The sequence below is a fragment of the Roseibium sediminis genome (assembly GCF_008711325.1).
Lineage (GTDB): Bacteria > Pseudomonadota > Alphaproteobacteria > Rhizobiales > Stappiaceae > Roseibium > Roseibium sediminis.
Genome location: NZ_VXDB01000005.1, coordinates 225,693 through 237,998, shown reverse-complemented (window position 1 = coordinate 237,998; position 12,306 = coordinate 225,693). Strand labels below are relative to the sequence as shown.

11 protein-coding genes are annotated in these 12,306 nt (G+C 57.5%); 6 read left to right on the top strand and 5 right to left on the bottom strand.

The features are described 5' to 3' along the window. The 3 genes from F0155_RS07210 to bhcR form a co-directional block, all read right to left on the bottom strand. The coding region (locus F0155_RS07210; protein ID WP_150523822.1) for an Arm DNA-binding domain-containing protein at positions 1-367 on the bottom strand (367 nt) is incomplete at its 3' end. A 299-nt stretch (positions 368-666) separates the two neighbouring features. Beyond that, on the bottom strand, positions 667-1,152 hold the full coding sequence (locus tag F0155_RS07205) for an ureidoglycolate lyase (RefSeq protein WP_150523821.1): 486 nt from the start codon (positions 1,150-1,152) through the stop codon (positions 667-669). Between the two features lie 144 nt (positions 1,153-1,296). Then, complete coding sequence (gene bhcR, locus F0155_RS07200; protein WP_150523820.1) at positions 1,297-2,133, bottom strand: HTH-type transcriptional regulator BhcR; 837 nt, start codon at positions 2,131-2,133, stop codon at positions 1,297-1,299. Between the two features lie 187 nt (positions 2,134-2,320). Here bhcR and bhcA point away from each other — a divergent pair, with 187 nt between their 5' ends. From bhcA to F0155_RS07170, 6 genes are all read left to right on the top strand, one after another. Then, the gene (gene bhcA / locus F0155_RS07195) at positions 2,321-3,511 is read left to right on the top strand and encodes an L-aspartate--glyoxylate aminotransferase BhcA (protein ID WP_150523819.1); all 1,191 of its coding nucleotides are present in this window, start codon (positions 2,321-2,323) and stop codon (positions 3,509-3,511) included. A gap of 17 nt (positions 3,512-3,528) precedes the next feature. After that, entirely contained in the window at positions 3,529-4,479 is a 951-nt protein-coding gene (gene bhcB / locus F0155_RS07190; RefSeq protein WP_208999171.1) for a beta-hydroxyaspartate dehydratase BhcB, read from the top strand. Positions 4,480-4,493: 14 nt separating this feature from the next. Continuing rightward, complete coding sequence (gene bhcC / locus F0155_RS07185; protein ID WP_150523817.1) at positions 4,494-5,657, top strand: 3-hydroxy-D-aspartate aldolase BhcC; 1,164 nt, start codon at positions 4,494-4,496, stop codon at positions 5,655-5,657. A gap of 100 nt (positions 5,658-5,757) precedes the next feature. Next, entirely contained in the window at positions 5,758-6,723 is a 966-nt protein-coding gene (bhcD, locus tag F0155_RS07180; RefSeq protein ID WP_150523816.1) for an iminosuccinate reductase BhcD, read from the top strand. Between the two features lie 63 nt (positions 6,724-6,786). After that, complete coding sequence (locus F0155_RS07175; RefSeq protein ID WP_150523815.1) at positions 6,787-7,296, top strand: AmiS/UreI family transporter; 510 nt, start codon at positions 6,787-6,789, stop codon at positions 7,294-7,296. Positions 7,297-7,499: 203 nt separating this feature from the next. Continuing rightward, positions 7,500-9,776 carry an NADP-dependent malic enzyme gene (locus F0155_RS07170; protein WP_150523814.1) on the top strand — a complete coding sequence of 759 codons (2,277 nt, stop codon included), beginning with the start codon at positions 7,500-7,502 and terminating at the stop codon, positions 9,774-9,776. An 83-nt stretch (positions 9,777-9,859) separates the two neighbouring features. Here the strand turns inward: F0155_RS07170 and F0155_RS07165 are convergent, their stop codons facing one another. Both F0155_RS07165 and F0155_RS07160 read right to left on the bottom strand, forming a co-directional pair. After that, positions 9,860-11,350 (bottom strand): nucleobase:cation symporter-2 family protein, encoded by a 1,491-nt coding sequence (locus F0155_RS07165; protein ID WP_150523813.1) that lies wholly within the window; start codon positions 11,348-11,350, stop codon positions 9,860-9,862. Positions 11,351-11,409: 59 nt separating this feature from the next. Beyond that, positions 11,410-12,255: a bifunctional allantoicase/(S)-ureidoglycine aminohydrolase gene (locus F0155_RS07160; protein WP_150523812.1), complete on the bottom strand. Its 846-nt coding sequence runs from the start codon at positions 12,253-12,255 to the stop codon at positions 11,410-11,412. Positions 12,256-12,306 lie beyond the last annotated feature (51 nt).

The window sequence follows — 12,306 nt, the reverse complement described above, 5'->3', positions numbered from 1 at the left end:
GTTTGGCGTTCTTGAACCCTGACTTCTTGTCCTCATGAACCTGCCGGGCAGCTTCCTCGAAGGACGGCATTTCCATCTGCGCCTTTTGAACCTTGGCTCCCCGCTCCCGATCATCAATCGGATCGATTTTCATTTCGATCAGCTTGCGTGCTTCGAAAGCGATTTCCCGCGCACGTTTCACCGAGAATGTGGGATAGCTGCCCAATCCCATGTCTCGCCGCTTCCCGGTCTCGGGAGACGTAAAGCGCAAGATCCATTTTCCTTGCCCGTGGGTCTTGGCAGGAAACAGATAGAGCCCCTTGATCGACCCATCCAACATGGGTTTGTCGTCAGGTTTTATCTTCCGCGCCTTGGCATCACTAAGCATCAATCTACCTCACGAGCACAGCAACTAGCCCATCACTCAGCCCATCAATTTCCTTAGGATGGGTTGGGTACATTTGAGACTGCTTGATACTAGATTGATTTCTGGCCCACAATTATTTTGTTCTAAAACAGATAGTTACATACACATTTAAGATTCGACGACACTGATCGAGACAACTTTCAAAGCGGACTCTCTCTCCGCCATTTTTTCCAATGATCACCTGCAACGAACAGGACACAGTAATGTGCCCTGTCGGTTTGCATTCGGAACAAGCCAAGGATACCGGCGTCAGGGGTGACTCAGGAGACTTGGTAAGGCGTTTCGAAGAAGTGTTCTTCCAGATTTACCCCCTTGCCGGCCCAATCGACCACAACGAAGTCAGACTGGCCATCCAATGGCGTCAGTATCCCGTGCCAGACATTGCGCGCGATATTCACCCCCTGCCCCGGACTGGTGATGAAGGCTTTTGGCTCCACGGGAACGCCGTCCACATCGCGGCACACAACGACCAGAAACCGGTTGTTGCCGGTTGGAATAAAAGCCTGGCTCCCGAAAGGGTGCCGCTCAACCATTGGAACCTCGACCGGCAAGTCGTAGGGTTTCCCGCTTACGATGCTGACGATGGGGCGGCATTCCTCGCCGGTGACATCAATCGTGACGAGGTCATGATAACGCGTGCAGTTGCCCGCGTTGATCGGAAAAGACTTCGCGCCACCTTTTTGAATTACCTGCCCATACTCGCCAAATACATCCTGCGACAACTGACTTGCTTTCAACTTATTCACGTAACCGTCCTCACCCGAGCTTGAGATCAAGTACAGGCAGGAACTTTGCACATTCGAAAGCTATCGAGACCCTAGGTCATTTCGCAATCTGCTTCTTGTTTTTCCTGAAAATGACCTATCATTCAGACAAATCTTGAAAAATCTTCATTCCACATCCTGTCGGGCGGAGGGTGGTAACCCGCCAATTGCCCTTGTGATCTCGTCAGCAGCCTCACGGATCAACCGACCGATCTTTTCGTCATCCTCTGCCAACATGCGAACCGTTGGGCCCGAAACCGATATGCCGGCGATCGGCTGTCCGTCGTGATTGAAGATGGGCGCCGCAATGCACCGCATGCCAAGCGTTCTCTCCTCGTCATCAATGCTCCAGCCATTTTTCTGGCAGGCATCAAGATGGGCATTGAGGTCGATCTGCTCCGTAAGTGTCTTGACCGTGAACCGATCAAGCGGCGAGCGACCCAGTATCTCCTGCCGCTGAGCCGGAGACAGATACGCCAGGATCGCCTTGCCGATCCCCGAGGCATGAACGGGCCCGCGGGTGCCGGGGCGAAAGAAGGCACGGATCGGCTCATGCGTCTCAACCTGACTGACAAATACCACTTCGGACTTGTCGATGATGGCAAGATTGGCCGTCTCACCGGTCTTTTGCATGATCCGCTCCATGACCGGGCGGCCCTGCTCCAGAAGCTGTGTCCGCCGAAGAAAGGCTGATCCAATTCGAAAAGCACCGGGGCCAACATGCCAGGTTTGTGTGCTTTCGTCGAAAGAAACGATAGCGTGAAGCTTCAAGGTTGAGAGGATCCGGTAGACGGTCGGAGCGGTCTCCCTGCTCGTCTCGGCAATCTGGCTGAGTGTCATTCCCGCGGACGACGAGACCACGGACAGGACATGCATTGCGCGATCCAGAGACCTGATCGTCGTGGTTTCCGGCTTTTCGTAGAACGCCTTTGGGCGCCCCCGTTTTCTCTGGGTCTCGGCCATTCACCAACCTCCATCAAACAGAAAGTGAAAACGACATTCACATCATGAAAAATACGAATATCATTAAATTACAAATCACTAACCCGGTTTTTTGTATTTATGAAATGTTTTTTCAAAAAAATTGTCAAGACGACGCCCTCCCAATTACCCTGCGTTACTCCCGAACAGCAGAAGGTAGGGCAAATCGATGTTCAGCCAGAATCCCGTATTCATCCCCGGACCGACAAATATCCCGGAGGAGTTGCGCCGGGCTATCAGCAATCCTTCGATTGATCACAGGTCCGATACATTTGTCGAAATGTTCCGCCCTGCGCTTGAAGGTGTGAAACGTATTCTCAAGACGACATCCGGTGAGGCCTTCATTTTCCCCTCCACTGGAACTGGCGCATGGGAAGCGACCATCACCAACCTGCTTTCACCCGGTGACACGATCCTCGCCGCACGGCACGGAATGTTCTCCCACCGCTGGATCGACCTTTGCCAGCGCCATGGCATGAACGTCGAAATCATCAAGGAAGAGTGGGGCAAGGGCGCACCGGTCGATGCATTCGCGGCAGCCTTTGCAGCTGACAAGGCGCATGCAATCAAGGCGGTCCTCGTAACCCACAATGAGACCGCCACCGGGGTTCGCTCGGATGTCGCTGCCGTTCGCAAGGCACTGGATGCCTCCAACCACCCGGCCCTGCTGTTTGTCGATGGCGTGAGCTCCATCGCCTCCATGGATTTCCGTATGGACGAGTGGGGCGTTGATGCTGCCGTAACAGGCTCGCAGAAGGGGTTCATGCTGCCCTCCGGCCTTGCCATCCTGGGCATCAGCCAGAAGGCCATGCAGATCACGGCGGAAGCCAAGTCCTATCGATGCTTCTTTGACTTCAAGGACATGCAGAAGACGAACGCAACCGGCGGCTTCCCTTATACGCCCCCGGCGAACCTCATTCGCGGTCTGGATACTGCGATCAAGATGCTTGAGGGCGAAGGGTTGGAAAACGTCTTTGCTCGCCATCACCGCATCGCAGAAGGTGTTCGGCGCGCGGTTGCCGCCTGGAACATGAAGCTTTGCGCCAAGGATCCGTCGCTTTATTCGGAAACCGTCAGCGCGATCCTCACCCCGGAAGGGTTCAACGCGACCGACATCGTTACCCATGCGGCAAAGAAGTACAATGTCGCGTTCGGTGTCGGGCTGGGCGATGTGGCCGGCAAGGTGTTCCGCATCGGGCATCTCGGCTCGCTGACCGACGTCATGGCGCTTTCCGGCATTGCTGCTGCTGAAATGACGATGGCCGACCTTGGTCTCGACATCCGTCTTGGCTCGGGCGTTGCCGCCGCGCAGGACTACTATCGCGGTCATTCGGCGATGGCTCAGAAGGATGCAGCCTGATGTCGGATGCAGCAGACATGTATATCCCAACCTATGACGACATGCTGGCGGCGCATGAGCGGATCCAGCCGCATATCCGGCGCACGCCCATTCGCACTTCCGACTACCTGAACGACCTGACCGGCGCACAGCTGTTCTTCAAGTGCGAGAACTTTCAGGAGCCAGGCGCCTTCAAGGTACGCGGGGCCACGAATGCGGTCTTCGGGCTCGACGAGGCACAGGCCAGGAAGGGTGTGGCCACGCACTCTTCCGGCAACCATGCGTCCTGCCTGTCCTACGCGGCCATGTTGCGCGGGATCCCATGCAATGTGGTGATGCCGCGTACAGCCCCTCAGGCCAAGAAGGACACTGTGCGTCGCTACGGCGGCGTGATCACCGAGTGCGAACCTTCCACCTCGTCACGTGAAGCCACGTTTACCGAAGTCCAGCAAAAGACCGGTGGCGATTTTGTCCATCCCTACAACGATCACCGCGTGATCGCAGGGCAAGCGACTTGTGCGAAGGAGATGATGGAGCAGACCGATGGCCTCGACTATGTCGTGGCTCCAATCGGTGGCGGCGGCATGATCTCCGGCACCTGCCTGACCCTGTCGACCCTAGCGCCCGAAACAAAGGTCATTGCGGCAGAGCCGGAGCAGGCGGACGACGCATATCGCAGCTTTAAGGCAGGCTACATCATTGCCGATGACGCTCCAAAGACCATCGCCGACGGCCTGCTCGTCCCCTTGAAGGACCTGACCTGGCACTTCGTGTCCAACCACGTCTCGGACATTTTCACCGCTTCGGATCCGGAAATCATCGACGCCATGAAACTGATCTGGAAGCACCTGCGCGTGGTCATGGAGCCAAGCTCCGCCGTCCCGCTCGCCACTGTTTTGAAGAATGCTGGCACTTTCAAGGGAAAGCGCGTCGGCATCGTGATTACCGGCGGCAATGTCGACCTCGACAAACTGCCCTGGCTCAGCTGAAGGGAGTGATCCAAATGAACGCACATACCAATTTCGACAATCTTGAAGTCGGTTTTGACGTCCCTGCCGTGCCGGGCATGGATGAAGCCGATATCCAGACCCCGTGCCTTGTGCTTGATCTTGACGCGCTGGAGCGCAACATCAAGAAGATGGGCGACTATGCGAAAGCCCACGGCATGCGCCATCGGGTGCATGGCAAGATGCACAAGTCCGTTGACGTGGCGAAACTGCAGGAGAAGCTTGGCGGTGCGATCGGCGTCTGCTGCCAGAAGGTTTCGGAAGCCGAAGTCTTCGTCCGCGGCGGCATCAAGGATGTTCTTGTTTCCAATCAGGTACGTGACCCGCGTAAGATTGATCGTCTTGCCCAGTTGCCCAAGCTCGGCTCGCGCATCATCGTGTGCGTGGACGACATCGACAATGTGGCAGAACTGTCTGCGGCTGCGCAAAAGCACGGCACAGTTCTGGAAGTCTTTGTCGAGATCGATTGTGGCGCAGGCCGCTGCGGCGTCACCACGTCTCAGGACGTCGTTGCGCTTGCACAGGCGATCAATGCCGCTCCGGGTTTGAAGTTCACGGGCATCCAGGCCTATCAGGGCGCCATGCAGCACCTCGACAAGTACGAGGACCGCAAGGCGAAACTCGACAGAGCCATCGAAATGGTCGAATCTGCCGTTAAGGCACTGACATCGGTTGGTCTTGAGCCGGAACTGGTCTCCGGCGGCGGTACCGGGTCCTACTATTTTGAATCCAACTCGGGCGTCTATAATGAACTGCAGTGCGGTTCCTACGCCTTCATGGATGCTGACTACGGACGCATTCTCGACAAGGACGGCAAGCGCATTGATCAGGGCGAGTGGGAGAATGCCTTCTTCATCCTCACCCAGATCATGAGCCACGCAAAGGCTGACAAGGCGATCTGTGACGCAGGCCTGAAGGCTCAGTCAGTCGACAGCGGTCTTCCCTTCATCTACGGCCGCGACGACGTCAAATACATCAAGTGTTCTGACGAGCACGGGGTGATCGAGGACAAGAACGGCGCTCTGAAGGTTGGCGAAAAGCTGCGTCTTGTCCCCGGCCACTGTGATCCGACCGCCAATGTGCACGACTGGTATGTCGGCGTTCGCAATGGCAAGGTCGAGACCGTCTGGCCGGTCTCTGCTCGCGGCAAGGCCTACTGACAAGCGGCAACACACAGCCCGGCTGGTTTTCAAACATTACCGCAAGGAGGGAGGTCGGCGCAGCTGGCCTCTCTGCACGATCACGCAAGGACCCAAATTCATGATCATCGTCCCGGAAAAGGTAATTCCGGCCCTCATTGGCCACGAGGAATCCTATGCTGCCATTGAAAAGGTGTTCGCCTCCATGGCGAGCCGGAAAGCCTATAATTTTCCGGTGATCCGCGAAGCTATCGGATATGCCGATGCGCTTTATGGCTTCAAGTCGGGTTTTGATCGCGATGCCCTGAATCTTGGTCTGAAGTCGGGTGGCTATTGGCCGGGCAACGCCGCCAAGGGTCTGACAAATCACCAGTCGACCGTTTTCCTGTTCGACGCGGACACCGGGAAATGCAGGGCGGTTGTCGGCGGGAACCTCCTGACAGCCTTGCGCACGGCATCCGCCGCTGCTGTTTCGGTGGCGCACCTTTCCCGGAAGGACAGCGAAGTCCTTGGCATTGTGGGTGCTGGACATCAGGCCGCCTTTCAGTTGAGAGCCGTTGCCGACCAGCGCGACTTCCGGAAAGTCGTTGCCTGGAACCGGACACCCGAAAAACTGGAGGGTCTGGCAAAGGTCGCGAAGGACCTCGGATTGCCGTTTGAATCCGTTTCGCTCGAGAACCTTGGCGCGCAGTCGGACGTCATCGTCACCATCACCTCAAGCTTTGCTCCCATTCTCCTGGCCGAACATGTCCGGCCCGGCACACACCTTGCCTGCATGGGAACGGACACAAAGGGCAAACAGGAACTGGATCCGGCCCTTGTTACCAAGGCGACCTGCTTCACCGATGAAGTGGCGCAGTCGATCACCATCGGCGAATGCCAGCACGCGATCGCTGCAGGCTCGTTGGCGGACACCGACATCGTCGAGCTTGGCGCGGTGATCAACGGCGACCATGCGGGCCGGACATCGGATGAGGAAATCACCATGTTCGACGGCACCGGAGTCGGATTGCAGGATCTCGCGGTGGCCGGCGCAGTTGTTGCACTTGCAGTCGAAAAGGGCGTTGCGGTCGAAGTCGATTTTTGAACCGGCTTCAGCCGCTTCGTTCACAGGTTACGGCACCTCCTGCCCAATCGGGTCCTTTCCAGCATGCTCTTGCCGCTGTCTCTCCTTTTTGTCGGAGCGGTTCTCTTCCTGAACGGGATTTGGATGTTCGGGCGTATCTCCGACAGGGAAATCGTCATCATCAATCTGGTCACTGCGACGATAACTGCCGCGGTGGCCGCTCTATCCCTGATCAGGGCCGAGGACATTGGTGATGTGCGCGAGGTCGCAATGTCCCTTCTGTTCAGCGTCACCTATCTTTGGGTGGCCTGCAATCGGATTACCGGCGCGGACGGGCGCGGACTCGGTTGGTTCAGCCTTTTCGTAGCCATTTCCGTCTTGCCGGAAGCCGTAAGAACCTTGATTGCGGCGGAAGACCTGATGGACCTTTGGCTCGGTGTTTCCTGGGCCCTTTGGTCCGGCCTGTGGTTTCTTTACTTTCTGATGCTTGCCGTCGGACGCTCGCTCGTCAGACCGACTGCACTTGCCACTCTGATGAGCGGTGTTTTTACCGCTTGGCTTCCCGCGCTTGTTCTCTTGAACAGGCCGACGTGATGTCCCGCCCGTTCGAGCAAGCCTCGATGGGGTTCTGCGAATTCTTCAATCAATGCGCCGCCCGACAGGGCCCACCTGCACCTTTTCCCGGCAGCCATCCTTTTGCGGACACATCTGTTCGGATGCCCTGACCCCGACCGGTGTTCGTCTCCCGCATGACCGACCTGCCGCCTTTTAGCATCAACAAGAATGGGAGTTAGAAATTGACTACGAACGAACCAAAATCCCCTGAGCGGCAAGCCGCGCTCGATTATCACGAGTTTCCAAAACCCGGAAAACTGGAAATCAGGGCCACAAAACCCATGGCTACCGGTCGGGATCTGAGCCTTGCCTATTCCCCCGGCGTGGCAGAAGCCTGCCTTGAGATCGAAAAGAACCCGGGCGATGCACGCCGCTATACCGCCAAGAACAATTTGGTGGCGGTGATCTCGAACGGCACCGCGGTCTTGGGACTAGGCAATATCGGTGCGCAGGCCTCCAAACCTGTCATGGAAGGCAAGGCGGTCCTGTTCAAGAAATTTGCCGGGGTGGACTGCTTCGACATTGAAATTGATGAGCCCGACCCGGAGAAACTCGCGGAGATTGTCTGCCGTCTGGAGCCGACATTTGGAGCTGTGAACCTTGAGGACATCAAGGCGCCGGACTGCTTTACCGTGGAACGGATCTGCCGTGAGAAGATGGGGATTCCGGTTTTCCACGACGACCAGCATGGGACGGCGATCGTCGTGGCAGCGGCTGCCGTCAACGCCCTGAAGATTGCGGGCAAGAAATTCGAGGACATCCGGATTGTCGCACTGGGAGCTGGAGCTGCCGGGGTCGCCTGCCTGACCATGTTGCACAAGATGGGCGTCCCGTTGGCAAATATCAGTGTCTTCGACCGGAAGGGGATCCTGCATGCAGCCCGCGAAAAGCTTGCCGACGAACAAAGGCTGCTGGCCAACGGCACGGAAGGCACAACCATCGAAGAGGCACTCAAAGGCGCCGACATGTTCCTCGGGTTGTCTGGTCCGGGTGCCCTGAGTGCTGAACACGTGAAAGGGATGGCGGAAAACCCGATCATCTTCGCTCTGGCCAACCCTGTGCCGGAGATTATGCCGGAGGAAGCCCGGAAAGCCGCGCCGGGAGCCATGATCGCAACGGGTCGCTCCGACTATCCTAATCAGGTGAACAACGTCTTGTGTTTCCCTTTCATTTTCCGTGGAGCACTGGATACCGGCGCGACGCAGATAAACGATGATATGAAAATTGCTTGTGTGGAAGCAATCGCAGCGCTCGCCCGCAAGACAGCCTCCGCCGAACTTGGGCAGGCGTATCGTGGCGAGCGGCTGGCCTTTGGTCCCGACTACCTGATCCCCAAACCCTTCGACCCGCGCCTCCTGCCGACGGTTGCTTTCGCAGTTGCAGAAGCTGCCATCGTTTCAGGCGTCGCGACGCGCGAACTGGACCTTCAGCGGTATCTGGAAACCCTTCGTGCCGAAGTCTCCCGCTCTGCAATGATCATGAGGCCCGTGTTTGAAGCCGCGCGACGGTCGAGCCGCAAGATCGTGTTTGCCGAAGGCGAAGACGAACGCGTTTTGCGCGCGGCACAGGCACTGGTGGAAGAGACCGTCAGCAAGCCGATCCTGATCGGCCGCGCCGACGTGATTACCTCGCGGATCGAGCGTGAAGGTCTGACGATCCGACCCGGCGAAGACTTCGAGCTCGTCAATCCGGAGAGTGATCCGCGCTACAATGAATACTGGAGCACCTATCACACCCTCATGGCTCGCCGGGGGGTGACGCCGGATCTTGCAAAATCCATCCTGCGTACGAACACGACCGCCATTGCCGCCGTCATGGTTCAGCGCGGCGAAGCCGACAGCATGATTTGCGGGACAGTTGGCCAGTATCGCTGGCACCTCGACTTCATCAACCAGGTTCTGTCCGCGGGCAAGCTTCACCCGGTCGGTGCCTTGTCGCTCGTCATTCTGGATGACGGCCCCTTGTTCGTGACCGACACACATGTGAACGTGACGCCGACGGGTCGCGAGTTGGCCGATACGGTCCTGGCTGCGGCCCGCCACGTGCGCCGCTTCGGCGTCGTGCCAAAGATCGGGCTTTGTTCCGGTTCCCAATTCGGCAATCTGGATTGTGCATCAGGTCGGGTCATGCGCGAAACCTTGTCCATTCTCGACGGTATGGAGACGGACTTCGAGTATGAAGGCGAAATGCACACGGATGCTGCCCTTGACCCAGAACTGCGGGAACGCCTGTTCCCCGGCTCTCGCCTGACCGGCAAGGCCAATGTTCTGGTCTATTCAAACACCGATGCAGCTGGTGCGGTCCGGAATATCCTGAAGTCGGTCGCCGGAGGGTTGGAAGTTGGACCAATCCTCATGGGGATGGGTAATCGGGCGCATGTGGTGACGCCGTCTATCACTGTGCGCGGTCTTCTCAATATTGCAGCCTTGGCCGGATCGGAAGTCGCGAGTTACGGCTGATCGGTTGGCAACTACTGATGCAAAAAAGAATGGGGCCGCGGTGAAAACACTGCGGCCCCTTTTTTGGATCACTTCAGTCTGGTTTAGTGACCGCCTTCGCTGGCGAGTGCTGCCTCCTTGGCATCTTCAGCGCTTCCGGCCGCTCCGTTCAGGAACAGATTGAGCACGACAGCTGCGAAGGATGCCAGCAGGATGCCGGAGTCGATCAGCGGACCGATCGAGTGCGGCAGCCAGGTGTCGAATTCCGGTGCAATCATCGGGATCATGCCGAAGCCGATGGCAACGGCGACGATGATCAGATTGTAGCGGTTGGTGTTGAAGTCGACCTTCGCAAGAATGCGAATGCCGGTTGCAGCAACCATGCCGAACATCACAAGGCCAGCTCCACCAAGAACAGCAGTCGGCAGGGATTCCACCAGAGCAGCAAGCTTCGGCATCAGGCCCAGAACGATCATGATCACACCGCCGGCAACACAAACGTAACGGCTCTTGATCCCCGTGACGCCCACCAGACCAACGTTCTGAGAGAAGCTGGTATAGGGGAATGTGTTGAAGATCCCGCCGATCAGCGTGCCCAGACCGTCGGTGCGCAGACCTGCGGACAGCATCGGTTGGGTGACCTTGCGCCCTGTCATGTCGCTCAAGGCCAGGAACATGCCGGTCGACTCGATCATCACGACAATCATCACCAGCGACATGGTGAGGATCATGATCGGGTCAAAGATCGGTACGCCAAAGTGGAATGGCAGGATCACGTCAAACCAGGCGGCCTTGCCGACCTTGTCGAAGTGCATCATGCCAAGAACCGTTGCAAGGATGCCGCCGAATACGATGCCGACAAGAACGGCAACGTTGGCAAGAAAGCCCTTGGCGAACTTGAACACCAGCAGGATCGCAACTAGCACGGCTACGGACACAGCCATGTTCATCGGCGACGCATAAGCCGGGTTCGGCACGGACGGAGCGATCCCCATGCGGTTTGGAACCGCCGGCACATTGCTGCCGGTGACGCCTGCCAACTCACCGATCTGCTTGAGCCACTCGGTGTGTTCCGGAGAAACAAGCTTTGGTGCCGTCGGACCGACCGGAACACCGAAAATCCACTGAATGCCAACCCGCATCAAGGTGATGCCGATGACAAGAATGATCGTACCGGTCACGATTGGCGGAAAGAACCGCAGCATTCGGCTGACGAATGGCGCAATCAGAATGCCGACGATACCGGCGCCGATCACCGCACCATAGATCATGCGGGCGCCATCCACGCCCGGATTGGCAATCGCGATGGAGATCATCGGACCAACGGCCGCGAATGTCACACCCATCATGACCGGCAGACGAATGCCGAACCACTGGGTGGCGCCGAGCGACTGGATAATGGAGACGATACCGCAGACAAACAGGTCAGCGGAGATCAAGAAGGCGACCTGCTCAGGTTCGAGTTTCAAGACCCGCCCGATGATGAGCGGTACGGCAATCGCGCCCGCATACATAACGAGCACGTGTTGCAGACCAAGCGTAAACAGCTTGGGTGCCGGCAGGATTTCATCCACCGGATGTGTTGTCCCAGACAATTTTTCCCCTCCCTCAGAGATAGTTGAGACTTGCGAAGTTCACGTAGCCGTCGCCGACCTCAGCCAAATGGCTTGAGGCTCGGATGACGGTTGACGTCCTTGTAAAGAAGATAGCGAAACGGCCCGGGGCCGCCGGCGTAGCAGGCTTGCGGGCAAAAGGCGCGAAGCCACATGAAGTCGCCTGCCTCGACTTCGACCCAGTCATTGTTGAGCTTGTAGACGGCCTTGCCCTCCAGCACGAAAAGGCCGTGTTCCATGACATGCGTTTCCTCAAAAGGGATCACACCGCCCGGCTGGAACGTTACGATCGTCACATGCATGTCGTGCCGAAGATCCTCAGGATCAACGAAGCGTGTCGTTGCCCAGCATCCATTCGTATCCGGCATCGGAGTGGGAGCAATGTCCTGCTCATTGGTCACGATGACATCGGGATGATCGATACCTTCAACGGCTTCATAGCGCTTGCGGACCCAATGGAAGCAGGCATTTTCGGAACCGTTGTTGGCGACTGCCCACTTGGTGCCGGCAGGAATGTAGGCATAGCCACCGGGCTTGAGGATCGAGTGGTCGCTATTAATGGTCAGACCCAATTCGCCCGCCGTCACAAACAGGACAGCTTGCGCCTGACTATCGGGCTCTGGTCGGTCACTCCCGCCGCCTGGAGCCACTTCCATCACATACTGGCTGAACGTCTCGGCAAAACCGGACATGGGCCGGGCGATGATCCAGCCACGCGTCCTTTCCCAATGAGGGAAGTAGCTCGTGACGATATCGCGCATGACTCCGGCCGGAAGTACGGCATAGGCCTCGGTGAAAATTGCCCGCCCGGTCATCAATTCGGTTTGGCCGGGGAGCCCGCCGCGAACGGTGTGGTAATTGCGGTTTGGTTTGGAAAAAACATTCATGACAACATTTTCCCAGGCTGAAACGACAAGATGATCCGTGAAGGTCGAAGT